The organism is Pseudomonas putida, assembly GCA_029953615.1.
Taxonomy (GTDB): domain Bacteria; phylum Pseudomonadota; class Gammaproteobacteria; order Pseudomonadales; family Pseudomonadaceae; genus Aquipseudomonas.
This window is the reverse complement of sequence record CP124529.1, coordinates 3,338,171-3,364,792: the sequence shown is the minus strand read 5'-3', so window position 1 is coordinate 3,364,792 and position 26,622 is coordinate 3,338,171. Positions and strand designations below refer to the sequence as shown.

The window sequence follows — 26,622 nt, the reverse complement described above, 5'->3', positions numbered from 1 at the left end:
CATGTCACTGTTGCAAATCAACAACCTTAACGTGCGCTTCGGCGACGCCAATGCGGTACCGGTGGTCGATGGCCTGGACCTGATGGTGGAGGCCGGCGAGATCCTGGCCATTGTCGGCGAATCCGGCTCGGGCAAGTCCGTGACCATGATGGCCCTGATGGGCCTGATCGATGCCCCGGGGCGCATCACTGCCGACGCACTCACCTTCGACGGCACCGACATGCTCAAGCTCAGCGGCCGGCAGCGACGCAAGGTGGTGGGCAAGGACATCGCCATGGTCTTCCAGGACCCGATGACCGCGCTCAACCCCAGCTACACCGTGGGCTATCAGATCGAGGAAGTGCTGCGCCAGCACCTGGGCCTGAAGGGCAAGGCCGCACGCCAGCGTGCCCTGGAGCTGCTGAAAAAGGTCGAGATCCCGGCTGCCGAAAGCCGCCTGGACGCCTACCCGCACCAACTGTCCGGCGGCATGAGCCAGCGCGTGGCGATTGCCATGGCGATTGCCGGCGAGCCCAAGCTGCTGATTGCCGACGAGCCCACCACTGCGCTGGACGTGACCATCCAGGCGCAGATCATGGAGCTGCTGGTCAACCTGCAGAAGGAGCGCAACATGGCGCTCATCCTGATCACCCACGACCTCGCCGTGGTCGCCGAAACGGCCAGGCGGGTGTGCGTGATGTACGCCGGCCAGGCCGTGGAAGTGGGCCAGGTGCCGGAGCTGTTCGATGTGCCCGCTCACCCCTACAGCGAAGCGTTGCTGGCGGCGATCCCCGAGCACAGCATCGGTGCCGAACGCCTGGCCACCCTGCCCGGCATCGTCCCCGGCCGCTACGACCGCCCCGTGGGGTGCCTGCTGTCACCGCGCTGCCCGTACGTGCAGGACAACTGCCGGCGCCAGCGCCCGCCCCTCGATCCCCAGGCCCATGGCCTGGTGCGTTGCTTCTACCCGCTGAACCAGGAGGTGGCGTGATGGCCGTCGTTCTATCCGCCCGGGAGCTGACCCGGCATTACGAAGTCTCCCGCGGGCTGTTCAAGGGCCACGCCCTGGTCCGCGCGCTGAATGGCGTGTCGTTCGAACTGGAGGCCGGCAAGACCCTGGCCGTGGTCGGCGAGTCCGGCTGCGGCAAGTCCACCCTGGCCCGCGCCCTGACCCTGATCGAAGAGCCGTCGTCCGGTTCGCTGCAAATTGCCGGCACCGAAGTGAAAGGCGCCAGCAAGAGCGAGCGCAAGCAACTGCGCCGCGACGTACAGATGGTGTTCCAGAGCCCCTACGCCTCGCTCAACCCACGGCAGAAGATTGGTGACCAGCTGGCCGAGCCGCTGCTGATCAACACCTCGCTAAGCAAGGCCGAGCGGCGAGAAAAGGTGCAGAAGATGATGGAACAGGTCGGCCTGCGCCCCGAGCATTACCAGCGCTACCCGCACATGTTCTCCGGTGGCCAGCGCCAGCGTATCGCCCTGGCCCGGGCAATGATGCTGCAACCCAAGGTGCTGGTGGCGGACGAGCCGACCTCGGCGCTGGACGTGTCGATCCAGGCTCAGGTGCTGAACCTGTTCATGGACTTGCAGAAGGAGTTCAACACCGCCTATGTGTTCATCTCGCACAACCTGGCGGTGGTGCGGCATGTGGCCGATCAGGTACTGGTGATGTATTTGGGGCGGCCGGCGGAGATGGGGCCGAAAGAAGATATTTACGAACGACCATTGCACCCGTATACCCAGGCATTGCTATCGGCCACGCCGGCGATTCACCCGGACCCGTTGAAGCCGAAGATCCGTATTGCCGGGGAGTTGCCCAACCCGCTGAACCCGCCGGATGGGTGTGCGTTTCACAAGCGCTGCCCGTATGCGACCGAGCGGTGTGCCAAGGAAGTGCCGGCGCTTAGGCAGGTGGGTACCCGGCAGGTGGCTTGTCACTATGCCGAGCAGTTCCTCTAAATCGGCGTAGCCTTCATCGCCGGCAAGCCAGCTCCCACAAGGATCTCCACAGTACCCAAGCCCTGTGCAGTACCTGTGGGAGCTGGCTTGCCGGCGATGGGCCGCAAAGCGGCCCCGAAAATCTCAATGCATAAAGAACCAGATCAGGATAATCACCGGAATCGGCACCCCGATCATCCAAAGCAGTATCGAGCGCATGGCCTTTCTCCTTGTTCGATGGTGAACAAACCGGTGCACTCGCCATGCCACTGGTATCAAAAAACTACATTCATATGAATCAAGGGCTTACCTCCCAAGCCGCTTGGCAAAACCGTGCAATATGCCGGATCCGCCCCCTTGCACCTGGGTGTTCTGCAATGCACTATCAGGCGCATGACCGCCACCACCCTCCCCGACGGCCCCGAGCAGACCTCGCTCACCGCCGACACCGTGCTGCGCTACCACCTGTGCTGGAAGCACCGCGACCTCGACGGCGTCATTGCGCTCTACCACCCCGACATCCAGTACCACGACTTCTTCCAGAACCGCGTGCTCGGCTACCAGGAACTGCACGACTACGTGCGCGCCTGCCTGCCCCATGAAGCCGGCGAGGACATCGTCCACATCGACCGCATCCGCGTCGATGGCTGTACCGCGTTCATCCAGTACCAGGTCACGGTGCAGGGTGGTGACGGGCTGGTGGCGTTCCAGTCCAGCGAGGCGATCACCGTCAAGGACGGCCTGATCTGGCAAGTAAACGAGTACGCCACGCTGGTCCGTCAGAACGGCAGCGGCCACCCCAGCAGCGGCCCGCGCCCAGCCACCAGCCGCCTTGGCCTGTCCCCCCGGCAACTGTCGACCATGGCCCAGGACCTGGAGCACTACTTCCAGCGCCAGCGCCCCTACCTGGACCCGGAGCTGGACCTGCAGCAGGTTGCCGACGCCAGCGGCTACAGCCGCAACCAGATCTCCTACCTGCTCAACCAGGTACTCGGGCGAAGCTTTTACCGCTACGTCAACCAGGCCCGCCTGCAGCACCTGATGGCCAGCCTCGATGACGACAGCGTCGAGGCCACGATCGACGAGTTGGCGTTCAATGCCGGTTTCAACTCGCTGTCAGCGTTCTACAAGTGCTTCCGCGAACACACCGGGCTCACCCCCAAGGCGTACCTGAAGCAAATTTCCCTGCGTGCACGCACGTAGGACAGCCGCCCGCCGACACCACTAGGATCGCCCACAGACCTTGACGGATGTGGAGCCGAACCCGATGCAACCCCTGCGCACGCTCAGCCTGTGGATGGACCAGCTTGACGAGCCGCTGTGCGCCCGCCCGGCCCTGCGCGAGGACCTGAACGCGGATGTGTGCATCATCGGCGCCGGCTACACCGGCCTGTGGACCGCCTACTACCTAAAGCGTCAGGCGCCGCAGCTGAACATCGCCGTGATCGACGCCAACATTGCCGGCTTCGGTGCTTCCGGGCGCAACGGCGGCTGGCTGATGGGCAACCTGCTCGGCGAAGACCGCCTGCTGGCCACCCTGTCGCCGCAACAGCGCCGCGCCAGCATCGACCTGCTGCATGGCATACCCGATGAAGTGCACAGCGTGCTGCAACGCGAAGGCATCGACTGCGACTACCGCAAAGGCGGCGTGCTGTACTGCGCCGCGCGCTACCCGGAACAGGAGCGCAGTCTGCGCGCCTACCTCGACGATCTTTATCGCCAAGGCATGACCGAGGACGACTACCGCTGGCTGCGCCCCGAACAGCTGGACGCCCAGTTGCGGGTCAGCAACGCCTATGGCGCCATCTACAGCCCGCACACCGCAACCATCCAACCCGCCAAGCTGGCGCGTGGCCTGGCCCGGGCGGTAGGAGCGCTGGGCGTACCCATCTACGAAAACACACCCGCCATCGACTGGCAGCCCGGTGAGGTGCGTACCCCATTGGCGCGCATTCGATGCCAATGGATGGTACCCGCCGTGGAGGGCTACGCCGTCAGCCTGCCACCACTGGGCAAACATCAGCTGCCGGTACAAAGCCTGCTGGTGGCCACCGCCCCCCTGCCGGAAGCCACCTGGGAACAGATCGGCCTGAACCGGGGCCAGGCCTTCAGCGAGAGCAGCCGCCAGGTCACCTACGGCCAGCGCACCGCCGACAACCGCCTGGTGTTCGGCGCCCGTGGCGGCTACCGCTTCGGTGGCCGCCTGCGCGAAAACTTCACCCTCACTGAACAGGAAATCGAGCTGCGCCGCTACCTGTTCAGCGAACTGTTCCCTCAGCTGAAGCACGTGCGCATCACCCATTCCTGGGGCGGCAACCTGGGCATGGCGCGGCGCTTCCGCCCGCACATGCTCTGCGACCGCCAGCGTGGCATCGCCCTGGCCGGCGGCTACGGCGGTGAAGGTGTCGGCGCCACCAACCTGGGCGGGCGCACCCTGGCGGCGCTGATCCTCAACCAGCACAACGAGCTGACCGCGCAACCCTGGGTGCTCGACAACCGCCCGGTTGCGAGCCTTGCCAGCTGGCCGCCCGAGCCGTGCCGGTGGCTCGGCTACAACGCGATCATCCAGAGTTTCGTCCACGAGGACCGGACCCTTGCCAACCCCGCCAGTGCGCCTTGGAGGCGGCGCCTTGCCAGCAACCTTGCAGACTTCATGGAAGGCTTCATGCGCTGACTTCCCTTTTCCCGACACAGGATTTACCGGTCATGAGCATCACCCATTTCAAGAACACCGATAGCGCCGTGCTCGATAGCTCCAACCCCGTTGCAGTACCGCTCGGCGAGCCTGTGGCGGTGACCTCGGTCACCTGCGTGGAACGCAGCGACGGCGTTGAAACCGGCATCTGGGAGTGCACCCCCGGGCGCTGGCGACGGCAGATCGTGCAGCAGGAGTTCTGCCATTTCATCAAGGGCCGCTGCACCTTCACCCCCGATGGTGGCCAGCCCCTGTTCATAGAAGCCGGAGACGCATTGATGCTACCGGCCAACAGCACCGGCACCTGGGATATCCAGGAGACCGTGCGCAAGACCTACGTCCTTATTTTCTGATCCGCTGATCGCCTGCCTTCGATAACAACAGACAAAGCAAGGTAACCCCGACATGCGCACGCTCCTTCTCGCCCCCTTGATGCTGGCCGCCAGCGTGGCCGGCGCCGCCGAAACGGTGAAGATCTACAACTGGTCCAGCTACGTTGCCCCCGACACACTGAAAAACTTCCAGCAAGCCAGCGGTATCGTGCCCACCTACGACGTTTACGACAGCAACGAAACCCTCGACGGTAAGCTGATGACTGGCAACTCCGGCTACGACGTGGTGTTTCCGTCCAACCATTTCATGGCTCGGCAGATCCAGGGCAAGGCCCTGAAGCCGCTGGACAAGTCGCAGCTGCCCAACTGGCACAACCTCAACCCGGTGCTGATGAAGGCGCTGGAGGTGAACGACCCGGGCAACCAGTACGGCTTCCCGTACCTGTGGGGCAGCACTGGCATCGGCTACAACGTCGACAAGGTCAAGACGGTGCTCGGCGACAACGCACCGGTGGACTCCTGGGACCTGATCTTCAAGCCCGAGTACATGAGCAAGCTGAAAAGTTGCGGCGTCGCCGTGCTGGACAACGGCCCCGAGCTGTTGCCCATCGCCCTGCACTACCTGGGCCTGCCGCACCACAGCCAGAACCCGGCCGACTACGACAAGGCCAAGGCGCTGCTGATGCAGGTGCGGCCGTACATCAGCTACTTCCACTCCTCGAAGTACACCGGTGACCTGGCCAACGGCGACATCTGCGTGGTGGTGGGCTTCTCGGGGGATGTGCTGCAGGCGAAGAACCGCGCCGAAGAGGCGAAGAACGGGGTGAAGGTGGGGTATTCGATCCCCAAGGAAGGTGCGCCGATGTGGTTCGACATGGTGGCCATGCCGGCCGATGCACCAGATGAGAAGGCCGGTTACGCCTACATGAACTACCTGCTGCAGCCAGAGGTGATGGCCAACATCAGCAACCATGTGCAGTACGCCAACGGCAACCTCAAGGCGGACGGGCTGGTGGAGCCGGCGATGAAGGGTAATACGATGATTTACCCGAGCGAGGACGTGATGGGCAAGCTGTATGCGCTGGAGGCGATGCCGGCGAAGATCGACCGTATTCGGACGCGGATCTGGACCAGTATCAAGGCAGGAAATTGAATCGGGGCCGCTTTGCGGCCCTTCGCGGGCACGCCCGCTCCCACAAGGATCGCGCAACCTTCAGGTGTTGTGATTCCCTGTGGGAGCGGGCGCGCCCGCGAAGGGCTGCAAAGCAGCCCCAATTCTGCGATCAGTGATGCTCGCGGGTAGCGCGGAACTTGATGTCCGGCCAGCGCTCTTCCATCAGCGACAGGTTGACCCGGGTCGGTGCCAGGTAGGTCAGGTGCCCGCCGCCGTCGATGGCCAGGTTTTCCATGGCCTTGTTCTGGAATTCCTCGAGCTTCTTCTTGTCGTCGCAGCCGATCCAGCGCGCCGACCATACGGTGATCGGCTCATAGGCGCACTCGACTTTGTACTCTTCCTTCAGGCGGCTGGCGACCACGTCGAACTGCAGCACACCGACTGCACCGAGGATGATGTCGTTGCTGCGCTCAGGGAAGAACACCTGGGTAGCACCCTCTTCGGCCAGCTGTTGCAGGCCCTGGCGCAACTGCTTGGATTTCAGCGGGTCCTTCAGGCGCACGCGGCGGAACAGCTCCGGGGCGAAGTGCGGGATACCGGTGAAGCCCAGCGCCTCGCCTTCGGTGAAGGTGTCGCCGATCTGGATGGTGCCGTGGTTGTGCAGGCCGATGATGTCGCCGGCATAGGCCTCTTCCAGCTGCTCGCGCTCGGAGGAGAAGAAGGTCAGCGCATCGCCGATACGCAGGTCCTTGTTGATCCGCACGTGGCGCATCTTCATGCCCTTTTCGTACTTGCCCGAGCAGATGCGCATGAAGGCGATGCGGTCGCGGTGTTTCGGGTCCATGTTCGCCTGGATCTTGAACACGAAACCGGTGAACTTCTCTTCCACAGGCTCGACGGTGCGCTCGTGGGCAACACGGCCCAGTGGACGCGGCGCCCAGTCGACTACTGCGTCGAGCACGTGGTCGACACCGAAGTTGCCCAACGCGGTACCGAAGAACACCGGGGTCAGCTGACCGTTGATGAACTCTTCCTGGTTGAAATCGTGGCAGGCACCCTGCACCAGCTCCAGCTGTTCGACGAACGAGTCGTACTGGTCGCCCAGGTGGGCACGGGCCTCATCGGAATCCAGCTTCTGGATGATCTTGGCTTCGGTGCGCTCGTGGCCGTGGCCCGGGGTGTACACCACGATGTAGTCACCGGTCAGGTGGTACACGCCCTTGAAGTCGCGGTAGCAGCCGATCGGCCAGGTGATCGGCGCAGCCTTGATCTTCAGTACCGCTTCGATCTCGTCCAGCAGTTCGATCGGGTCGCGGATGTCGCGGTCGAGCTTGTTGATGAAGCTGACGATCGGTGTGTCGCGCAGGCGGCACACGTCCATCAGGGCGATGGTACGTGGCTCTACACCTTTACCGCCGTCGAGCACCATCAGCGCCGAGTCCACCGCGGTCAGGGTGCGGTAGGTGTCTTCCGAAAAGTCTTCGTGGCCTGGGGTGTCGAGCAGGTTGATCATGTGCTCGCGGTACGGGAACTGCATCACCGAGGTGGTGATGGAAATGCCGCGCTGCTTCTCCATTTCCATCCAGTCGGAGGTGGCGTGGCGGTCGGACTTGCGCGACTTCACGGTACCGGCGACGGCAATGGCCTTGCCCATCAGCAGCAGCTTCTCGGTGATGGTGGTCTTACCGGCGTCGGGGTGGGAAATGATTGCGAAAGTGCGGCGCTTCGCGACTTCGGCGGCCTGGTTGGTCATGGGAAATCGCCTGACTGGGGGATTTAAAAGGGGCGATATCATACCTGAAGTTGGGCCGGGACCAAAACCTGCTGCACCGGCGATGCCTGTTCCGGCCCTTTCGCGGGCACGCCCGCTCCCACAGTGACCGCACCGCATCCAAAATCTGTGCGGTACCTGTGGGAGCGGGCGTGCCCGCGAAGAGGCCGGCACAGCCACAATACCTTCACCAGTCAATCCGTTTATCCCGACAAATCGCCACAGAGCAGGTCATTCAACGCCTGCAGAACATTAAACCACTGTTTTTTCTCGCCGTTTTCATGAACACCCAGTGATTAGCACTGGCCAAATGCCGCCCCAGATGGGAACCTTTACGCCCTCGGAGACGTCCACTCCCCCGCAACCCGCTTCGCTTGGGGACTGGTTTCATCAGCAATATCGGGCCCGACGGGGTTCGGCTCATGGCCTGATCGCAGCCTACGGGGTGCCTCACGCTGCTACTCGCGAACACACCACCCGCCGCCAGGAATGGCCGGCAACCAAGAAGTGTGCTCGCCGACTACACAAGGAGTCCGCCTGTGGCAAAACGCTACGGAAAAGGGCTGTTGGGATGGGCCACCGTGCTCGTCATCCTGGCCCTGCTGGTCCACTGGATCGGCATCGACACGATCGCGCGTTATCGCGACGATCTTGGGTTCTACCTGCAAGCGCACCTGGTACTGGTGCTGGCTTCGATGGCGGCGGCGCTGGCCGTGGGCATCCCCGCCGGCATTGCCTTGAGTCGACCGCACCGGGTCGACAAAGCCGAGCGCTTCATGCAGTTGTTCAACGTTGGCAACACCATCCCTCCCCTGGCCGTTCTGGCCATCGCCCTGAGTATCCTCGGCATCGGCGCCGGGCCCGCGATCTTCGCGCTGTTCCTCGCCTCCCTCCTGCCCATCGTGCGCAACACCTACGAGGGCCTGAAAAACGTCCCCGCCTCGCTCAAGGAAGCCGCCACCGGCATCGGCATGACCCCGCGTCAGCAACTGTGGCAGGTGGAACTGCCCAACGCCGTGCCGATCATCGTCGGCGGTGTGCGCGTGGCCCTGGCGCTGAACGTCGGCACCGCGCCACTGGCGTTCCTGATTGGCGCCAACAGCCTGGGCAGCCTGATCTTCCCCGGCATTGCCCTGAACAACCAGCCACAACTGCTGCTCGGCGCTGCCTGCACCGCGCTGCTGGCGCTGGTGCTCGACGCGGCGGTGAGTGCCTCCAGCAAACGCTGGCTGGAACGTGGCCTGGCTGGATAACAAGAGGGAACGCATGAACAAGAGAATCGCCTTGCTGCTGGGCGCGGCCCTGCTGTTCGCAGGATTTGCCCAGGCAGCGGAAAAACCGTTGATCCGCATCGGCGCGCGGGTGTTCACCGAACAGACCGTACTCGCCGAAATCACCGCGCAATACCTGCGCGCCAACGGCTTCGACGTGCGCGTCACCAGCGGCCTGGGCAGCAGCATCGCGCGCCAGGCCCAGGAAACCGGGCAGCTAGACCTGATGTGGGAATACACCGGTGTGTCACTGGTGTCGTACAACCATATCGATGAGCGCATGCCCAGTGCCGAGGCTACCTACGCCAAGGTCAAGGCACTGGACGCGAACAAGGGCCTGATCTGGCTGACCCCGTCGAAGTTCAGCAACACCTACGCGCTGGGCCTGCCCAGGCAGGTCGCCGAGGCTTATCCACAGATCAACTCGATCAGCGACCTCAACCAGGTGCTGCGTGACGAAAGCCGCCGCAACCACCTGGTGGCGCTGGACACCGAGTTCGCCAACCGCCCGGACGGGCTGGTCGGCCTGAAGGCGATGTACGACTTGCAGGTGGGCCGTGCCAACATCCGCCAGATGGATGCCGGCCTGGTCTACACCGCCATGCACAACAACCAGGTGTTCGCAGGCCTGGTGTACACCACCGATGGTCGCCTGAATGCGTTCAACCTCAAGCTGCTGGAAGACGACAAGCACTACTTCCCGGACTACACCGCCGCCCCGGTGGTGCGCAAACAGGTACTCGACGCCAACCCGAAGCTGGCCAGCCTGCTCAAGCCACTGGCCGAGCAACTGGATGACGAAACCATGCGCCAACTCAATGCCAAGGTCGATGTCGAGCACCAGAACCCGACGTCCGTGGCCGCCACCTTCCTGCGTGAGCACCCACTGAACAGCGAGGGCCAACCATGAACCTGCTCGACACATTCGCCCACCTCGACTGGGCCCAGGTGCTGCAGCTGACCTGGCAGCACATCATGCTGGTCGGCGTCGCCGTCGGCCTGGCGATCATCGTCGGCGTGCCGCTGGGCATCCTGATGACCCGCTTCCCGGCAGTCGCCGGCCCCTTGCAGGCCAGCGCCACGGTGCTGCTGACCATTCCTTCCATCGCCCTGTTCGGCCTGCTGCTGCCGTTCTACTCCAGGTTCGGCCAAGGCCTCGGGCCGTTGCCGGCGATCACTGCAGTGTTCCTCTATTCACTTCTGCCGATCCTGCGCAACACCTACCTGGCCCTGACCAACGTCGAACCCGGCATCCGTGAAGCGGCGCGCGGCATCGGCATGACCTTCGGCCAGCGCCTGCGCATGGTCGAGCTGCCCATCGCCGTGCCGGTGATCCTCGCCGGCGTGCGCACCGCCGTGGTGATGAACATCGGCGTGATGACCATCGCCGCCACCATCGGTGCGGGCGGCCTTGGCGTACTCATCCTTACCTCCATCAGCCGCAGCGACATGTCGATGCTGCTGGTCGGCGCCGTGCTGGTCAGCCTGCTGGCGATCATCGCCGACCTGCTCCTGCAAACCCTGCAACGTGCCCTGACTCCAGAAGGACTGCGCCCATGATCGAACTGAAGAACCTCAGCAAAACCTTCAACGTCAACGGCAAGGACGTCAAAGCCGTCGATTCGGTAAGCCTCACCGTCAACGAAGGGGAAATCTGCGTGTTCCTCGGCCCCTCGGGCTGCGGCAAGAGCACTACCCTGAAAATGATCAACCGCCTGATCCCCCCCACTTCCGGCCAGGTGTTCATCAATGGCGAAGATACCACCGGGCTGGACGAAGTCACCCTGCGCCGGCACATCGGCTATGTGATCCAGCAGATCGGTCTGTTCCCCAACATGACCATCGAGGAGAACATCACCGTGGTGCCGCGCCTGCTCGGCTGGGACAAACAGAAGTGCCATGAACGCGCCCGCGAACTGATGCACATGATCAAGCTGGAGCCCAAGCAGTACCTGCAGCGTTACCCGCGCGAGCTGTCCGGTGGCCAGCAGCAGCGTATCGGCGTGATCCGAGCCTTGGCGGCGGAAGCGCCGGTGCTGCTGATGGACGAGCCGTTCGGCGCGGTCGACCCGATCAACCGCGAGATGATCCAGAACGAGTTCTTCGAGATGCAGCGGGCCTTGAACAAGACCGTGATCATGGTCAGCCACGACATCGACGAAGCGATCAAGCTGGGCGACAAGATCGCCATCTTCCGCGCCGGCAAGCTGTTGCAGCTGGACCATCCGGATACCCTGCTGGCGCACCCGGCGGACGAGTTCGTGAGCAACTTCGTCGGCCAGGACAGCACCCTCAAGCGGCTGCTGCTGGTGCGTGCGGAGGATGCGGCGGACAACGCGCCATCGGTGAGCCCGCAGACGCCGGTGAGCGATGCGCTGGAGCTGCTGGACGAGCACGACCGCCGCTACGTGGTGGTGACCGATGCGCAGAACAAGGCGCTGGGCTACGTGCGCCGGCGCGACATGCATCGCCAGCAAGGGACCTGTGGCGACTTCCTGCGGCCGTTCAATGCCACGGCTTCGCATGATGAGCATTTGCGCATACTGCTGTCGCGGATGTACGAGTTCAACCGGGCGTGGCTGCCGGTGCTGGATGCCGAGCAGGTGTTTTTGGGCGAGGTGACGCAGGAATCGATTGCGGCTTACCTGAGCTCGGGGCGCTCGCGGGGAGCGAAGACCAGCATCGTTTCGCCGGCTGAGGCGGTGGCCTCTTAGATTGCTGGGGGCGCTTTGCGCCCCTTTCGCGACACAAGGCCGCTCCTACAGGAGATCGCGCTCCCCTGTAGGAGCGGCCTTGTGTCGCGAAAGGGCCGCAAAGCGGCCCCGGCGATCTCGGCTCAGAACCCTACACTGGCCTGCACATAGAACGTTCGCGGTTCGCCCACATAAATGCCGGCATTGTTGTCGCTGGAGCGGGTGAAGTACTGTTTGTCGAACAGGTTCTTCACCCCCGCCGCCAACTTCAGGTTGGACATTTCCGGTCCGAACTCATACCCGCCACGGGCATGCCAGGTCACGTAACCCGGAATATCGCCATACTGCCCATCGGCACTCGGCTCGGTGATGTAGTCGCCGTTGAAGCTGCCGTCGGCATTGATCCCGGTCCCCGGCGCGCGCTGTCTGGATTGGGCATAGGCATCCAGGTTCCAGGTCCAGCGATTGACTGCATAGCGCACCCCGGCAGTGGCCACCTGGCGTGAATAGAACGGCAGGTCGCGGCCCTTGAAGCCAGGAATGTCGCCTTCATAAGTAGCGCGGGTATAGGTGTAGCCACCGCTCACCGACAGCCCTGCCAGGCGCGGGTCCAGCCCGTCCAGGTCATAGCGCACCGAGGCCTCGATCCCCTGGTGCTTGGTCGCACCGAGGTTGGTCCAGCCCACATCGTTGCTGATGTACTGCAGTTCGTCATCGAAATCGATGTAGAACGCCGTCAGCTCACCGGCAAAGCCGCCATTGTCATAGCGGGTACCGATTTCGTAGGTCTTGGCCTTTTCCGGCTCCAGGCCATTGGCCGTGCTGTTGCCTGTACCACCCTGGCCCAGCTGGAAGTACTGCAGGCTGCCGAACGAGGTCTCGTAGTTGGCGAACACCTTCCACGCATCGGAAATGTGGTACATCACGCTCAGCGCCGGCAGCGGCTCGTTGCTGGTGATGCTGCGCTTCTTCTCCGGCACCGGCTGGCCGTTGGCACCGAGCACCGGGCGGTCGCGCCAGTCGGTGTTGATGTGCTCGAAGCGGATACCCGGGGTGATGGTCCAGTTACCCACATCAATCTTGTCGTCGATGTAGTAGGCGCTGGCCTCGGTACCACCGCTGCGGTCCTGGAACACATGGCCGTCGGAACCGGGGGCGGGCGTCGGCACGTTGTCGATCAGCGCCAGGCGGGTCGACTGCTCACGCATCGCTTCCTTCAGGTAGCGGTAGCCCACGCTGACTTCCTGGGTGGTCGGGCCGGCGAAGAAAATCCGCGACAGCCGTGGTTCGATGGCGAAGGTGTGGTAGTTGCGCGGGTACGAAGACAGGGTCTTCATGTCGCGCGAAGCAATGGCGCTGCCGCGGAAGCTGTCGGTGTAGTAGGTCAGCACTTCGAACTGGGTGGCGTCGTCGAGCTGGCGCTGCCACTTGAACGACACGTCCTTGCGCCGGCCGGCGAAGTAGTCGTAGTCACGCAGCGACTGGTACGGGTTGCTGTCGTACTGCGCCTGGGTCAGGCCGCCAGGCATGTCGGCACGGCCGTCGTAGTAGTGGAAGTTGAGCCAGAACTCGTCAACGTCGGTCGGCGCCCAGTGGGTCTTGAGGATGACGTCGTCGATGTCGTTGCCGTTGTTGCTTTCACGGTAACCGTTGCCATTCACCCCGGTGTACAGCAACGCCACGCCCATGCCGTTGTCCGCCGTACCGCCGACGAAAGCCGACTCGGTGTGCTTCCAGCCGCCATGCTGTGAGGTTTCCAGGGTGGTGGACAGCTCGGCCGAAGCCTTCTCCGGGATCGCCCGGGTGACGAAGTTGATCACCCCGCCGACGTTCTGCGGGCCATAGCGCACGGAGCCGGCGCCACGCACCACATCGATGCTGTCGAGGTTGCCCGAGGAAATCGGCGCCATCGACAGCTGCGGCTGGCCATAGGGTGCGAAGGCGGCCGGGATGCCGTCGATCAGCACCGTGGAGCGTGGCGACAGGCGTGAAGTCAGGCCGGGCGAACGCCCACGTTCAGCGACAGGTCGCTGCCGCCGGTGCCGTTGGAGTCCTGCACCTGTACGCCCGGGATACCACGCAGCACGTCGCGCACATTCATTGCGCCCTTCTCCACCATCGCCTCGCGGCGTACCACGGTGCGTGCGCCGGGGTGGTTCTGCACCACGCTCTGCTGGGCATCGCCCAGCCAGTCACCGACCACCTTGATGTCGGTAGGCGCCAGCTCCAGGCTGCCGCTGGTGAGGGTGGCATCGGCCTGGGCCGGCTTGAGCACCACGGTGCCCTGGGACATCTCGTAGGTCAGGCCACTGCCTTGCAGCAGTTGCTGCAGCGCCTGCTCGGGTGCCAGCTGGCCGGACACCGCCGGGGCCTGCTTGCCCGCTACCAGCTCGGGGCTGAAGAACAGCTGCAGGTTGGTCTGCTGGCCGAGCTGGTTCAACGCCGAAGCCAACGGTTGGGCCTGGATCTGGATGGTGCTGCCGGTCTCTGCGGCCTGGCTGTTGACGGTCACGGCGCTGACCGCCAGGGCCAGCGCCACGGCGCGGAAGCGTGGGAAGGGCTTGTTGTTGTTCACGTCGTCGAAACTTCCTGGAATACGGAATAAACGCCAACCGCATGCAAATGGAAATGCTTGGCAGTTGCAGCTGGCGGGGAAGACGAACGAGCGGAAAAAAACCTGAATCTATTTCGCGATTATTTCGCGCGAGCCATCTTCATGGGCCTTGATGGCCACCGGCAGGATGCTCGGCAAGGCGCGCAGCAGCGCGTCGGTGTCGTCGGTGCTGAAGGTGCTGGACAGCCGCAACTGCGCGACTTTGCCGGGGGCGATCCGCAGCGGCTGGCTGCGGTAGCGCGAAACTTCGGCAACCACCTCGGCCAGGGTGGCGTTGTCGAACACCAGCCTGCCTTGGCGCCAGGCCGTCAGGGCGCCGGTATTTACCCTATAGGGCACAGCCACCTGGCCTTGCGCATCTATATGCGAGCCTTGACCCGCCGTGAGTTGCGCCACCGAGGCGCCCTTGCCCTGCACACGCACCGAGCCTTGCTCCACGGCCACGCGGGTGCTGGCCGGGTCCAGGCGGACGTCGAATCGGGTACCGGTTACGGTCACGCTACCCTGGGCAGTGTCGACCACGAACGGCCTGCCACTGTCATGCGCGACGGTAAACATCACTTCACCCGCCATCAGCCGGACATGCCGCTGGCCGGCGCTGAAAGCGACCTGCACGTGCGTGCTGCCGTTGAGTTCAAGGTGCGAGCCGTCCGGCAGGTCCACCTGCCGGCGTTCATTGAAGGCGGTCTGCACGCTGCCCTGGTGATTCAGTTGCTGGTAGTGCCAGCCACCCCAGCCCAGGCCCAACGCTAGTGCGGCCACACTGGCGGCCAAGGCCTGGCGCACGAAGCGTCGACGTGGCAAATGGCGTACCGCGGCCGGCTGGCACAGCGCCTCCAGGCGCTGGCGGGGGATGGAACCGGCGGCCTGCCACAGGCGGTCGAGCTGCTGATACTCTTCACGGTGCCGTACATCGCTTTCCAGCCAGGCGTGCAGTTGCGCCTGCAGCACGGCATCGCGAGGCGCATCCTGCACGCGGGCGAACCATGCCGCCGCCTGCTCGCGGACGGAACCGTGCTGTTTCATCGAAAAGGTCTCCTGACTCATCAAGCCGACACATCCAGGTGCTCACGCAGATGCCGGAGCGTGCGGATCATATACTTTTCGACCATGTTCTTGCTCAACCCCATGCGCTCGGCGATCTCGGCCTGGGTCAGGCCTTCGAGCTTCTGCCAGATGAACACCTGCCGGCATTTGAGCGGCAGTTCGGCCAGCGCCCGCTCGACACTGTCGGCCAGCTCAAGCGCCTGCACGTAGGCCTCGGGGTCGCCACTGCCGGCCACGCCTTCGTCGAAGGCTTCCAGCTCCAGGACCTGACGACGGTCCTCGCGACGGAACCCGTCCACGGCAATGTTGCGTGCGGTCTGGTGCAGGTAGGCACGAGGCTGCTCGACCTGCTCGCGCGGGTTTTCCAGCACCCGGACAAAGGCATCGTGGGTGAGGTCCTCGGCCTGCTGTCGACTGCGCAACTTGCGCGTCCAGGTGCCGATCAGCTCATGGTAGTGGTCGAGGAAGCCTTTGGGTCCGGACACGGTCGGGGTCATCAGGGAGGCGGACAAGGGTGCGAATAGTAATGTTTCTCATCAAAACCGGCAATTCCGCCAGTCGGTAACAAAAAATTTATCGTCTTTTTCATGCACGGCGGTGCAAGGAAATGTGGCCATAAATATGAACACCTGGGGCCCTTTCGCGGGCACGCCCGCTCCCACAGGAATCGCGCGATGCCTGTAGGAGCGGGCGTGCCCGCAAAGGGGCCAGCGCGGTCCATTCCACAATTTTTTACGCTTGAAACACTGTGGGGAACATCAGCCGGTCACACGAGTCGGTTATTCAAATGGCTGGTCGTCGATCCGCGTCGATCACGCCCGGATTGCCTGTTGATTCTGCATTCTTCACGCCCTAAAGTGCGCGCCGAACGTCCATGCTGGAAACGATCCATCCGGCTCAAGTACTGAGTAGGCGAACCAAAGTGGGGATACGGAGGGCGTTCAGTTTGCAGCCACTTAATCTTTCAGTTTGCCCATGGAGTCCCTGAGCATGTCGATCCAGGTCGAAGACTATTTCGCGCGTGACACTTTCCAGAAAATGAAGGCGTTCGCCGACAAGCAGGAAACCCCGTTCGTACTCATCGATACCCAGATGATCAGCCAGGCCTATGACGACCTGCGTGCCGGTTTCGAATTCGCCAAGGTGTACTACGCGGTCAAGGCCAACCCGGCCGTCGAGATCATCGACCTGCTCAAGGAAAAAGGTTCGAGCTTCGACATCGCCTCGATCTACGAGCTGGACAAGGTACTGGGCCGCGGCGTAACCGCCGACCGCATCAGCTACGGCAACACCATCAAGAAGTCCAAGGACATCCGCTACTTCTACGAGAAGGGCGTGCGCCTGTATGCCACCGACTCTGAAGCCGACCTGCGCAACATCGCCAAGGCCGCGCCGGGCTCGAAAGTGTACGTGCGTATCCTCACCGAAGGCTCGACCACTGCCGACTGGCCGCTGTCGCGCAAGTTCGGCTGCCAGACCGACATGGCCATGGACTTGCTGATCCTTGCCCGCGACCTGGGCCTGGTGCCTTACGGCATTTCCTTCCACGTGGGCTCGCAGCAGCGCGACATCAGCGTGTGGGACGCCGCCATCGCCAAGGTCAAGGTGATCTTCGAGCGCCTGAAGGAAGAAGACGGCATCGAGCTGAAGCTGATCAACATGGGTGGCGGCTTCCCGGCCAACTACATCACCCGGACCAACAGCCTGGAAACCTACGCCGAAGAGATCATCCGCTTCCTGAAGGAAGACTTCGGTGACGACCTGCCGGAAATCATCCTCGAGCCAGGCCGTTCGCTGATTGCCAACGCCGGTATCCTGGTCAGCGAAGTGGTACTGGTTGCACGCAAGTCGCGCACCGCCGTCGAGCGCTGGATCTACACCGACGTGGGCAAGTTCTCCGGCCTGATCGAAACCATGGACGAGTCCATCAAGTTCCCGATCTGGACCGAGAAGAAAGGCGAGACCGAAGAAGTGGTCATCGCCGGCCCGACCTGCGACAGCGCCGACATCATGTACGAGCACTACAAGTACGGCCTGCCACTGAACCTGGCCATCGGCGACCGCCTGTACTGGCTGTCGACCGGCGCCTACACCACCAGCTACAGCGCAGTGGAATTCAACGGCTTCCCGCCGCTGAAGGCCTACTACCTGTAATGCAAAACGGGGCCGCAAGGCCCCGTTTTCATCTGTGCTTTCCTGTACCGGCCTCTTCGCGGGCACGCCCGCTCCCACAGGTACAGCGCAAGCCTGCCGGGCAGTGATATCCCTGTGGGAGCTGGCTTGCCGGCGATAGGGCCGGCACAGGCAACCTCAGTTTCCTCGCCGTTCGATCTCGTCGGCATACCGCCCCGCAAAGGCCATCAACACCGGCCCCGCACCCTGCAAGGTCACCAGTGCCGCGCGCAGGAAATTCATGTTCCCCTCGACCCGTGCTTTCTCCAGCCAAGGCGCGGCTTCCGCCACCTGCCCACGCTCGACCAACACCAGCCCCAGGCTGAACATGCCACGAAAATCCCCCGCCTCGGCCGAACGCCGATACCAGCGCACCGCCCGAGCCGGACTAGGCGCCGTGGCGATACCCTGCTCCAGGTAACGCCCATACAGGTTCATCGACTTGGCATGCCCCATGTGCGCGGCCTTTTCGTAACACATCAATGCCTGCGCCTGGTTGACGGGTAGCCCTCGCCCGGTGGCGAACAGGTTGCCCAGGTTGTAGAGCCCCCAGTCCAGCCCGGCATCGGCTGCCTGGGCATAGTGGATGGCGGCCTGCGAAAGGTCTGCGCTGCCGCCCCAGCCATGCTCCAGGCAACGCCCCAGCATGTTGTGCGCCATGGCACTGCCGCCCTGCGCGGCAATGCCGAACCAGCGCCGGGCTACGCTGGCGTCGGCTTCGATGCCACGCCCGTCGAGCAGAATCTGCCCCAACAGCAACTGCGCTTCGACCGCGCCCTGCCCCGCCGCCGCCAGGATCGCCTGGGCGGCCTTGCCAGGGCTTTCTTCCAGCATGGCCTGCAAACCGGCCACATCCACCACTTCTTCACGCCGCAACTGATAGGACATGGCTCAGACCTCGGCCCAGCGGCGCAGCAGGTTGTGGTAGGTGCCGGTCAGCTGCAGCAGTGATGGGTGGTCCGGCACATCGGCAGTCAATTGCTGGATGGCATTGTCCATCTCGAACAGCAATGCCCGCTGGCTGTCCTCGCGCACCAGGCTCTGGGTCCAGAAGAACGCGGCGTAACGCTGGCCACGGGTCACCGGGTTGACCTTGTGCAGGCTGGTGCCGGGGTACAGCACCAGGTCACCGGCAGCCAGCTTCACCTGCTGCACGCCATAGGTGTCCTGGATCACCAGTTCGCCGCCGTCATAGCTGTCCGGCTCGCTGAGAAACAGCGTGGACGACAGGTCGGTGCGCACCCGCTCCGGGCTGCCCTTGGGCTGGCGCAAGGCGTTGTCGATGTGGAAGCCGAAATTGCCGCCTTCGCGGTAGCAGTTGATCAGCGGCGGGAACACCTTGTGCGGCAAGGCTGCGGACATGAAGCGCGGGTTCTGCCACAAGCGGTCGATCAACGCACTGCCGATCTCCTTGGCCAGCGGGTGACCTTCCGGCAACTGCAGGTTGTGCTTGGCCTTGGCCGACTGGTAGCCAGCCGTGATCTTGCCGTCAGCCCAGTCGGCCTGCTCCAGCGCCTCGCGGATACGGGCCAGTTCATCGGCATCGAACAGACCGGGGATGTGAAGCAGCATGGCGGCAGCACCGTTGGCAAATGTAAAGGCGCCAATGATATTGATTCCCTTTTGCGCTTCACAAGCCCCATTCGCCGCCTAAGACGTTTCAGCTTGATGAAACCGTAATGGCAAATTGTAAAGATTGTAAATTCTTCACGAATGGTAACGACTCTCAATTGTGAGTCACAATTGCTTACATTAACATCCGCGGCCTCTACACCTTGGGGAAGGTCCTAAGCAATGCGCCAGTCCGTACCATCTGCAGTGAGCTCACCACGCCTGATCGTGTCTGCCATCGGCGTTGCCCTCAGCGCCTCGTCGGCCTACGCCGCCGACCCGGCCGCCAACAGCGCGATCACCCTCGACGCCACCAGCGTCAACGGCAAGGCTGAACAGGCCAGCACCGATTACAAAGTCGACAAGGCCTCCTCGCAGAAGTACACCGCGCCGCTGGTAGACACCCCGCGCTCGGTCACCGTGATCCCGCAACAAGTGATCAAGGACACCAGCGCCCTGACCCTGCAGGACGCCCTGCGCACCGTGCCAGGCATCACCATGGGTGCCGGCGAAGGTGGCAACCCGTCCGGCGACCGCCCATTCATCCGTGGCTTCGACAGCCAGAGCTCGATGTACCTGGACGGTGTGCGCGATACCGGTTCACAAACCCGCGAAATATTCGCCATCGAGTCGGTGGAAGTGGCCAAGGGCCCGAACTCCTCGATCGCTGGCCGTGGCGCTGCCGGTGGCACCATCAACATGGTCAGCAAGCGTGCGCACCTGGGCAATTCGCTCGACGGCGCCTGGACCTGGGGCAGCGATCAGACCCAGCGCTACACCCTGGATGGCAACTACCAGTTCAGCGACAGCGTCGCCGGCCGACTGAACCTGATGACCCACAAAAGCAATGTCGCTGGCCGCGATGAGGTCAACTACGACCGCTGGGGCGTGGCACCTTCGCTGGTGTTCGGCCTGGGCACCGATACCCGCGTGAGCCTTGACTACTACCACGTGGAAAGCGACGACCTGCCGGATTCGGGTATTCCCTACAGCCTGCGCTCCGGCAGCTCGGCCGCTCGTACCTCGGCCAACCCGGACAAGCCGACCCACGGCGGCGGTTAGCAGCAGCAACTACTACGGCCTGGTCGGTCGCGATTTCTCCAAGAGCCGCGCAGACATCTCGACCATCAGCATCGAGCACGACCTGAGCGACGCGCTGACCATCAAGAACACCCTGCGCCACGGCAATACGCTGCAGGACTACATCTACAGCCAGCCAGACGACAGCAAGGGCAACATCCTCAACGGTGAAGTCTGGCGTCGCCCGAACAACCGTGTCGCCAACACCCGTACGACCACCAACCAGACCGACCTGTATGGGGATTTCTACGTTGGCGGCATGAAGAACAGCTTCTCCACCGGTATCGAACTCAGCCGGGAAACCTCGGTGAAATCGGGCTATGACGTCACCGGTTTCGGCGCCGGCAACTGCTCCAGTGCAACAGGGCAGATTTCCGGTGTCTGCACCTCGTTCCCGAACCCCAACCCGCATGAACAGTGGGACGGCACCATCAGCCGCACCGAAGCCGGCGCCGATACGGCTGGCAACACCCGCGCCATCTACTTCACCGACACGCTGGAGCTGGACCCGGCCTGGTTGCTGACCATGGGGCTGCGTTACGACCACTTCGACACCAAGGTCAAGACCAAAGCGGCCAACGGTTCTACAAGTTTCAAGACCGAAGACACCAGTGAGTTCGTCACTGGCCAACTGGGCCTGACCTGGAAACCTGCCGACAACGGCAGCATCTATGTTTCCTATGCCACCTCCGCCACCCCGCCTGGCGCCTCGCTCGGCGAAGGTTCCGACGGCAACGCGCTGGTCACGGCCACCACGACCAGCGAGCTGAAACCGGAAAAAACCACCAACTACGAAATCGGTACCAAGTGGGATCTGCTCGACGAACGCTTGGCGTTGACCGCAGCCATTTTCCGCACCGAGAAGGAAGACGCCCGTGTACTGGTCGATAACAACACCTACCAGAACATCGGCAAGACCCGTGTCGATGGCCTGGAGCTGAGCGCCAGCGGCAAGCTGACCGACGCCTGGCAAGTGTTCGCCGGCTACACCTACCTGGATGCCAAGCTGGTCGACGGCGGCGCGCAGCGGGTCGGTACGGTGTTCATCGAGGGTTACAACGATGGCAATCAACTGCCTAACACACCGAACCACAGCCTGACCCTGTGGACCACCTACAACGTCACGCCGAAGCTGACCCTTGGTGGTGGTGCCTTCTACGTCGATGAAGTGTTCGGCAACACCACCAACAGCGTGATGGTCGACTCGTACTGGCGCTACGACGCCATGGCCAGCTACAAGCTGACCAAGCATGTCGACCTGCAACTGAACGTGCAGAACCTCACCAACGAGGTCTACTACGACAAGGCCTACAGCGGGCACTATGCCAACCAGGCCGCCGGGCGGACTGCGCTGTTGACCACCAGCTTCCACTTCTGATGCCGGGATGGGGTTGATCTGTTGAATGGGCTGCGCCTGTGCCGGCCCTTTCGCGGGCTCGCCCGCTCCCACAGGGCAGCATAGCCCTCGAGCCCTGTGGCGTACCTGTGGGAGCGGGCAAGCCCGCGAAGAGGCCAGTACAGGCGACCACTAACAGAAGCCCCCGCCCCGTTCATCCCCGTGAGCGGGGCGTTTGCGTATCAAGGCATAATGCACGCCGCGCAGTGTGCGGCAGAAACACAAGGTGATCATGTGGTGAAGAAGACGCTGTTCCAATTGCACTGGTTCTTTGGCATCACCGCTGGCCTGGTGCTGGCCTTGATGGGCATCACCGGGGCCTTGTACTCGTTTCAGGAAGAACTGCTGCGCGCGTTCAATGCCGATGTGCTCAAGGTAGAAGTGCGCGCCGAAGGCGTGCTACCGCCGGCCGAGCTGGTACGTCGGGTCGAGGCCCAGCAACACGACAAGGTGGCGATGCTGTGGGTCGATGTGCGCGAAGGCAACGCCGCACGGGTCGCCTTCACCCCGCCACCGGGCGAGCGCCGTGGCCAGATGCGCTATGCCGACCCGTACACCGGCGAACTCAAGGGCGAGGTGGCCGGGCAAGGCTTTTTCAACCTCATGCTCAACCTGCACCGCTTCCTGGCCATGGGCGACAGCGGCCGGCAGATCACCGGTGCCTGCACCCTGATGCTGGTGTTCTTCTGCCTCTCCGGCCTGTACCTGCGCTGGCCGCGCCGGGCGCTGGACTGGCGCACCTGGCTGACCTTCGACTGGGCCAGGAAAGGCCGTGCCTTCAACTGGGACCTGCACGCGGTGGCCGGCACCTGGTGCCTGCTGTTCTACCTGTTGTTCGCCCTGACCGGTCTGTTCTGGTCCTACGAGTGGTACCGCGAAGGCCTGAACAAGCTGCTGGCCGACACGCCGGCCGCAGGCCAACAGCAAAAGCGTGGCGAAGGCCGTGGCCGCCACGGGCCGCAGAAGGTCGACAAGAACGCCCCGCCGCTGGTGGTCGACTATGACGCAATCTGGGCCAACCTCAAGGACGCCGCAGGCCCGGGCCTGGCCATGTACAACCTGCGCCTGCCACCGACTGGTGGCCAGCCGGCCAACCTGTTCTACCTGCTGGACAATGCCGACCACCCGCGTGCCTTCAACACCCTGGTGCTGGACCCGGCCAGCGGCCAGGTGAAAAGACATGACCGCTACACCGACAAATCCTTCAAGGCCCAGCTGCTGCAGAGCGTCTACGCCCTGCATGTGGGCGAATACTTCGGCTTGCCGGGGCGCATCATCGTCACCCTCGCCAGCCTGACCATGCCGCTGTTCTTTGTCACCGGCTGGCTGCTGTACCTCGACCGCCGCCGCAAGAAGCGCCAGGTACGCGCCGCCCGTGGCAACGTTGCCCACAGCAACGGCAGTGGCGACAGCTGGCTGATCGGCTTCGCCAGCCAGAGCGGCCTTGCCGAACAACTGGCCTGGCAGAGCGCCGGGCAGCTGCAGGCAGCCGGCCTGCCGGTTCAGGTGCGCGCCCTGGCCGACCTGGGTGAAAACGACCTGCGTCAGGCCCGTCGTGCGCTGTTCGTGGTCAGCACCTTCGGCGACGGCGAAGCCCCCGACAGCGCCCGCGCGTTCGAGCGCAAAGTGCTGGGCCAGCCTTGGGCGCTGAACAACCTCAGCTATGCCCTGCTCGCCCTCGGTGACCGCCAGTACCCGCACTTCTGCGGCTTTGCTCGCCGCCTGCAGGCATGGCTGGGCGAGCGAGGCGCCAGCAGTGCGTTCAGCCCGGTGGAAGTGGACAACGCCGACCAGGCCGCGCTGCAGCAGTGGCAGCAGGAACTGGCGCAACTGACCGGCGCCCAGCCGGTGGCCGCCTGGCAGCCGCCGCGTTTCGGCAACTGGTCACTGGTGCACCGCGAACTGCTCAACCCGGCCAGCCAGGGCCAGCCGGTGTACCTGCTCGGCCTGCGACCGCAAGAGCCCGCCAGCTGGGAAGCTGGCGACCTGGTGGAGATCCTGCCGCTCAACGGTCAGCCAAGGATCGATGCCTTCCTCGATGGCATGGCGCTGGACGCGGGGGCCAAGGTACAAGTGAATGGCCTGAGCGAAACCCTCGCCCAAGCCTTGGCCGGCCGTCAGTTGCCGAGCCGTCGCGATCACCTGATCGGCTTGCTGCCGCAAGCACTGGTCGATGCACTGGTGCCGATCGGCAGCCGCGAGTACTCGATCGCCTCGATCGCCAGCGATGGCGTACTGGAGCTGATCGTGCGCCAGGAACGCCACGCCGATGGCAGCCTGGGTCTGGGTTCCGGCTGGCTGACCGAGTACCTGCCACTGAACGGTACGCTGAGCCTGCGCCTGCGGCGCAATAGCAGCTTCCACCTGCCGGAAAGCGCAGCTCCCATGATTCTGATCGGCAACGGCACCGGCCTGGCCGGCCTGCGCAGCCTGATCCGGGCAAGGGTGAATGCTGGCGAGCAGCGTAACTGGCTGCTGTTCGGTGAACGTAACAGGGCACATGACCTGCTGTGTGGTGACGAGTTGCAAGGCTGGCTGGACAGCGGCGACCTGGCCCGGCTGGACCTGGCATTTTCGCGGGATCAGGCCGAGAAGGTGTATGTACAGGATGTGTTGCTGCAGCAGGCTGATGAGCTCAAGCGCTGGGTTGTGGATGGCGCCTGTGTGTATGTATGTGGCAGCCTGCAAGGGATGGCTGCGGGAGTGGATGCGGCGCTCAACGGTATCCTCGGGGAAGCCGCTGTGCAGCAGCTGATCGAGGATGGGCGGTATCGGCGGGATGTGTATTGATTACCGGTTGATGTAATCAGTGCCGGCCTCTTCGCGGGCTTGCCCGCTCCCACAGGGTGCTCACGGACTCGAAAGCTGTGCAGTACCTGTGGGAGCGGGCAAGCCCGCGAAGAGGCCGGTACAGGCTGTCAGTGCAGTTCGAAGGTATCAGCATCCAGGTTGGCCGGGAACTTGGCCCGGTAGGCCGCCAGCTCCGCAGCGCTCAAGACTGCGGTGAACACTCCGTCGGCCTCCCCCGCGCTGAGCAGGCTCTCGCCCTGGAAATCCAGCACCTGGCTGTCGCCGGAATAGGCAAAGCCCTTGCCGTCGGTGCCCACCCGGTTGACCGCCGCCACATAACACAGGTTCTCGATACCGCGCGCCGGCAACAGCCGGTTCCAGTGCTGGCGGCGCGCAGCCGGCCAGTTGGCGGTGTACAACAACAGGTCGGTGTCCTGGGCATCGCGGCTCCACACCGGGAAGCGCAGGTCGTAGCAGATCAACGGGCGAATCCGCCAGCCCTTGAGCTCGAACTGCACCTGGCGCTCGCCCGGGGTGTAGTGCTTGTGCTCGCCGGCCATGCGGAACAGGTGGCGCTTGTCGTAGTGCAGGATCTCGCCGTCGGGTCGCGCCCACAGCAGGCGGTTGCGGTGGCTGCCATCGGCGGCCTGGATGATCACGCTGCCGGTGATCACCGCGTTGTACTTCTTCGCCTGGGCTTTCAGCCACTTGTAGGTCGGGCCGTTCTCCGGCTCGCAAAGGCTTTCCGACTGCATCGAAAAACCGGTGGTGAACATTTCCGGCAGAATCACCAGGTCCACCTCGCCTACCTGCTCCAGCAGCACCTCGAAGTGCGCAAAGTTGGCTTCGCGGTCATGCCAGGCCAAGGTGGTTTGCACCAAGGCGATTTTCAGGTTCGGCAGTTCGCTCAGATCGCGCATAGTCTTTCCGCTGCCTGACGCAGCGTCTCCTCTCGTTTGGCAAAGCACAGGCGGACCAGGCGTTGCTCAGGGATGGGTTGCTGGTAGAAAACCGACACCGGGATGGTCGCCACGCCGTGCTCACGGGTCAGCCACAGCGACATGTCGACATCGTTCAGGTCCGGGCGGATCTGCGAATAGTCCACCAGCTGGAAATAGGTACCCGCCGTGCGGGTGAAGCGGAACCGCGAGCCCTCCAGCAAGCCGCAGAACAGGTCACGTTTGGCCTGGTAGAACGCCGGCAGTTCATCGATATGCTCAGGGTGCTCGGCCATGAAATCGGCCAGGGCGCACTGCAGCGGCGTCACGCCGCAGAAGTTGACGTACTGGTGCACCTTGCGCAGCTCGGCGCTCAGCACCGGTGGGGCGATCACGTAACCGGTCTTCCAGCCGGTGACGTGGTAGGTCTTGCCGAACGAGCTGACCACGAAGGCGCGCGGGTACAGCTGCGGGTGGGCCAGCACGCTGGCATGGCGCACACCGTCGTAGACCAGGTGCTCGTAAACCTCGTCGCTGACCAGGTAGATATCGCGGTCAGCGATAAGCCTGGCCAGCTGGTCGAGGTCTTCTCTGGTGATCAGTGCGCCGCTGGGGTTGTGCGGCGAATTGAGGATGACCATGCGCGTGCGCGGGCTGAGGGCATCGCTGAACTTCTGCCAGTCGATGCGGAAGTCACCGTCGCTCAGCTGTACATGCACGCAGCGGCCACCGGCCAGCTCCACTGACGGCTCATAGCTGTCGTAGCACGGGTCGAAAACGATAACCTCGTCACCGGCATGCACCACTGCCTGAATGGCGCAGAAGATCGCCTCGGTGGCGCCTGGGGTGATGGTCACTTCCTGGTCGGCATCCACCTGCACGCCATACAGCCGCGCGACCTTGGCTGCCACCTGCTGGCGCAGGGCCGGCAGGCCGGTCATCGGCGAATACTGGTTATGCCCGGCAGCCACATGCCGGCCCACTGCATCGAGCAGGGCCTGCGGGCCATTGAAGTCGGGGAAGCCTTGCGACAGGTTGAGCGCGCCGGTCTGCACGGCGAGCTGGGACATGGTGGTGAATATGGTCGTGCCGACATTCGGCAGTTTGCTGCGGATCATGGAGCCCTCTTTCCTGGGGTGTATCCGGCACGGGGTGGAGTCCGAGCATAGCGGATCGGGCGG

General features: G+C 63.6%; 19 protein-coding genes and 2 pseudogenes. 13 read left to right on the top strand and 8 right to left on the bottom strand.

The window, feature by feature from the left end; all coding sequences use genetic code 11:
- Position 1 precedes the first annotated feature (1 nt).
- The 6 genes from QIY50_15455 to QIY50_15430 all read left to right on the top strand — a co-directional run bounded on the left by QIY50_15455 (position 2) and on the right by QIY50_15430 (position 6,097).
- Positions 2 to 970 carry an ABC transporter ATP-binding protein gene (locus QIY50_15455; protein WGV18842.1) on the top strand — a complete coding sequence of 323 codons (969 nt, stop codon included), beginning with the start codon at positions 2 to 4 and terminating at the stop codon, positions 968 to 970.
- Positions 970 to 1,938 carry a peptide ABC transporter ATP-binding protein gene (locus QIY50_15450; protein WGV18841.1) on the top strand — a complete coding sequence of 323 codons (969 nt, stop codon included), beginning with the start codon at positions 970 to 972 and terminating at the stop codon, positions 1,936 to 1,938. The genes QIY50_15455 and QIY50_15450 overlap by 1 nt, the downstream gene beginning before the upstream one ends.
- 372 nt (positions 1,939 to 2,310) lie before the next feature.
- On the top strand, positions 2,311 to 3,120 hold the full coding sequence (locus tag QIY50_15445) for a nuclear transport factor 2 family protein (GenBank protein WGV18840.1): 810 nt from the start codon (positions 2,311 to 2,313) through the stop codon (positions 3,118 to 3,120).
- Between the two features lie 64 nt (positions 3,121 to 3,184).
- Complete coding sequence (locus QIY50_15440; GenBank protein ID WGV18839.1) at positions 3,185 to 4,591, top strand: FAD-dependent oxidoreductase; 1,407 nt, start codon at positions 3,185 to 3,187, stop codon at positions 4,589 to 4,591.
- Between the two features lie 32 nt (positions 4,592 to 4,623).
- The gene (locus tag QIY50_15435) at positions 4,624 to 4,965 is read left to right on the top strand and encodes a cupin domain-containing protein (GenBank protein ID WGV18838.1); all 342 of its coding nucleotides are present in this window, start codon (positions 4,624 to 4,626) and stop codon (positions 4,963 to 4,965) included.
- Between the two features lie 52 nt (positions 4,966 to 5,017).
- Positions 5,018 to 6,097 (top strand): polyamine ABC transporter substrate-binding protein, encoded by a 1,080-nt coding sequence (locus QIY50_15430; GenBank protein ID WGV18837.1) that lies wholly within the window; start codon positions 5,018 to 5,020, stop codon positions 6,095 to 6,097.
- 130 nt (positions 6,098 to 6,227) lie between these two features.
- Here QIY50_15430 and QIY50_15425 read toward each other — a convergent pair whose 3' ends face one another.
- Complete coding sequence (locus tag QIY50_15425) at positions 6,228 to 7,811, bottom strand: peptide chain release factor 3 (protein WGV18836.1); 1,584 nt, start codon at positions 7,809 to 7,811, stop codon at positions 6,228 to 6,230.
- A gap of 557 nt (positions 7,812 to 8,368) precedes the next feature.
- On the opposite strand from QIY50_15425, the gene QIY50_15420 reads away from it, so the two are divergent.
- From QIY50_15420 to QIY50_15405, 4 genes are read left to right on the top strand one after another with little or no spacing between them, the layout of a single operon-like run.
- Positions 8,369 to 9,082, top strand: coding sequence for an ABC transporter permease (locus QIY50_15420; protein WGV18835.1), 714 nt, complete (start codon positions 8,369 to 8,371; stop codon positions 9,080 to 9,082).
- A gap of 13 nt (positions 9,083 to 9,095) precedes the next feature.
- Entirely contained in the window at positions 9,096 to 10,010 is a 915-nt protein-coding gene (locus QIY50_15415) for a glycine betaine ABC transporter substrate-binding protein (protein ID WGV18834.1), read from the top strand.
- Positions 10,007 to 10,660: an ABC transporter permease gene (locus tag QIY50_15410; GenBank protein WGV18833.1), complete on the top strand. Its 654-nt coding sequence runs from the start codon at positions 10,007 to 10,009 to the stop codon at positions 10,658 to 10,660. The genes QIY50_15415 and QIY50_15410 overlap by 4 nt, the downstream gene beginning before the upstream one ends.
- The gene (locus QIY50_15405) at positions 10,657 to 11,814 is read left to right on the top strand and encodes an ABC transporter ATP-binding protein (protein ID WGV18832.1); all 1,158 of its coding nucleotides are present in this window, start codon (positions 10,657 to 10,659) and stop codon (positions 11,812 to 11,814) included. Before QIY50_15410 ends, QIY50_15405 begins: the two co-directional genes overlap by 4 nt.
- Positions 11,815 to 11,936: 122 nt before the next feature.
- Here the strand turns inward: QIY50_15405 and QIY50_15400 are convergent.
- From QIY50_15400 to QIY50_15390, 3 genes and pseudogenes are all read right to left on the bottom strand, one after another.
- Positions 11,937 to 14,368, bottom strand: a pseudogene (locus QIY50_15400) (TonB-dependent siderophore receptor).
- Between the two features lie 108 nt (positions 14,369 to 14,476).
- Positions 14,477 to 15,433, bottom strand: a complete 957-nt coding sequence (locus tag QIY50_15395) for a FecR family protein (GenBank protein ID WGV18831.1) — start codon at positions 15,431 to 15,433, stop codon at positions 14,477 to 14,479.
- A 20-nt stretch (positions 15,434 to 15,453) separates the two neighbouring features.
- A complete protein-coding gene (locus QIY50_15390; GenBank protein ID WGV18830.1) occupies positions 15,454 to 15,951 on the bottom strand; it encodes a sigma-70 family RNA polymerase sigma factor in 498 nt (165 codons plus the stop codon).
- Positions 15,952 to 16,444: 493 nt separating this feature from the next.
- On the opposite strand from QIY50_15390, the gene QIY50_15385 reads away from it, so the two are divergent.
- Positions 16,445 to 17,608, top strand: coding sequence for a type III PLP-dependent enzyme (locus tag QIY50_15385; GenBank protein WGV18829.1), 1,164 nt, complete (start codon positions 16,445 to 16,447; stop codon positions 17,606 to 17,608).
- Positions 17,609 to 17,764: 156 nt separating this feature from the next.
- On the opposite strand, the gene QIY50_15380 is transcribed toward QIY50_15385, so the two are convergent.
- On the bottom strand, positions 17,765 to 18,514 hold the full coding sequence (locus QIY50_15380) for a tetratricopeptide repeat protein (GenBank protein ID WGV18828.1): 750 nt from the start codon (positions 18,512 to 18,514) through the stop codon (positions 17,765 to 17,767).
- A 3-nt stretch (positions 18,515 to 18,517) separates the two neighbouring features.
- On the bottom strand, positions 18,518 to 19,198 hold the full coding sequence (locus QIY50_15375) for a Fe2+-dependent dioxygenase (GenBank protein ID WGV18827.1): 681 nt from the start codon (positions 19,196 to 19,198) through the stop codon (positions 18,518 to 18,520).
- A gap of 222 nt (positions 19,199 to 19,420) precedes the next feature.
- On the opposite strand from QIY50_15375, the pseudogene QIY50_15370 reads away from it, so the two are divergent.
- Positions 19,421 to 21,695 (top strand): annotated as a pseudogene (locus QIY50_15370) (TonB-dependent siderophore receptor).
- A 252-nt stretch (positions 21,696 to 21,947) separates the two neighbouring features.
- Positions 21,948 to 24,503: a sulfite reductase flavoprotein subunit alpha gene (locus tag QIY50_15365; protein WGV18826.1), complete on the top strand. Its 2,556-nt coding sequence runs from the start codon at positions 21,948 to 21,950 to the stop codon at positions 24,501 to 24,503.
- Positions 24,504 to 24,631: 128 nt separating this feature from the next.
- On the opposite strand, the gene QIY50_15360 is transcribed toward QIY50_15365, so the two are convergent.
- Both QIY50_15360 and QIY50_15355 read right to left on the bottom strand, forming a co-directional pair.
- A complete protein-coding gene (locus tag QIY50_15360) occupies positions 24,632 to 25,423 on the bottom strand; it encodes an amidohydrolase (GenBank protein WGV18825.1) in 792 nt (263 codons plus the stop codon).
- Positions 25,411 to 26,559 (bottom strand): pyridoxal phosphate-dependent aminotransferase, encoded by a 1,149-nt coding sequence (locus QIY50_15355; protein WGV18824.1) that lies wholly within the window; start codon positions 26,557 to 26,559, stop codon positions 25,411 to 25,413. The genes QIY50_15360 and QIY50_15355 overlap by 13 nt, the downstream gene beginning before the upstream one ends.
- Between the last annotated feature and the right edge of the window lie 63 nt (positions 26,560 to 26,622).

What these genes read in the sequence shown, in the direction of transcription:
- QIY50_15440 (WGV18839.1), top strand. Translation starts at nt 3,185, where the DNA reads ATGCAACCCCTGCGCACGCTCAGCCTGTGGATGGACCAGCTTGACGAG.
- QIY50_15375 (WGV18827.1), bottom strand. Translation starts at nt 19,198, where the DNA reads ATGCTGCTTCACATCCCCGGTCTGTTCGATGCCGATGAACTGGCCCGT.
- QIY50_15385 (WGV18829.1), top strand. Translation starts at nt 16,445, where the DNA reads ATGTCGATCCAGGTCGAAGACTATTTCGCGCGTGACACTTTCCAGAAA.
- QIY50_15430 (WGV18837.1), top strand. Translation starts at nt 5,018, where the DNA reads ATGCGCACGCTCCTTCTCGCCCCCTTGATGCTGGCCGCCAGCGTGGCC.
- QIY50_15445 (WGV18840.1), top strand. Translation starts at nt 2,311, where the DNA reads ATGACCGCCACCACCCTCCCCGACGGCCCCGAGCAGACCTCGCTCACC.
- QIY50_15405 (WGV18832.1), top strand. Translation starts at nt 10,657, where the DNA reads ATGATCGAACTGAAGAACCTCAGCAAAACCTTCAACGTCAACGGCAAG.
- QIY50_15425 (WGV18836.1), bottom strand. Translation starts at nt 7,811, where the DNA reads ATGACCAACCAGGCCGCCGAAGTCGCGAAGCGCCGCACTTTCGCAATC.
- QIY50_15455 (WGV18842.1), top strand. Translation starts at nt 2, where the DNA reads ATGTCACTGTTGCAAATCAACAACCTTAACGTGCGCTTCGGCGACGCC.
- QIY50_15380 (WGV18828.1), bottom strand. Translation starts at nt 18,514, where the DNA reads ATGTCCTATCAGTTGCGGCGTGAAGAAGTGGTGGATGTGGCCGGTTTG.
- QIY50_15395 (WGV18831.1), bottom strand. Translation starts at nt 15,433, where the DNA reads ATGAAACAGCACGGTTCCGTCCGCGAGCAGGCGGCGGCATGGTTCGCC.
- QIY50_15415 (WGV18834.1), top strand. Translation starts at nt 9,096, where the DNA reads ATGAACAAGAGAATCGCCTTGCTGCTGGGCGCGGCCCTGCTGTTCGCA.
- QIY50_15360 (WGV18825.1), bottom strand. Translation starts at nt 25,423, where the DNA reads ATGCGCGATCTGAGCGAACTGCCGAACCTGAAAATCGCCTTGGTGCAA.
- QIY50_15450 (WGV18841.1), top strand. Translation starts at nt 970, where the DNA reads ATGGCCGTCGTTCTATCCGCCCGGGAGCTGACCCGGCATTACGAAGTC.
- QIY50_15410 (WGV18833.1), top strand. Translation starts at nt 10,007, where the DNA reads ATGAACCTGCTCGACACATTCGCCCACCTCGACTGGGCCCAGGTGCTG.
- QIY50_15390 (WGV18830.1), bottom strand. Translation starts at nt 15,951, where the DNA reads ATGACCCCGACCGTGTCCGGACCCAAAGGCTTCCTCGACCACTACCAT.
- QIY50_15355 (WGV18824.1), bottom strand. Translation starts at nt 26,559, where the DNA reads ATGATCCGCAGCAAACTGCCGAATGTCGGCACGACCATATTCACCACC.
- QIY50_15435 (WGV18838.1), top strand. Translation starts at nt 4,624, where the DNA reads ATGAGCATCACCCATTTCAAGAACACCGATAGCGCCGTGCTCGATAGC.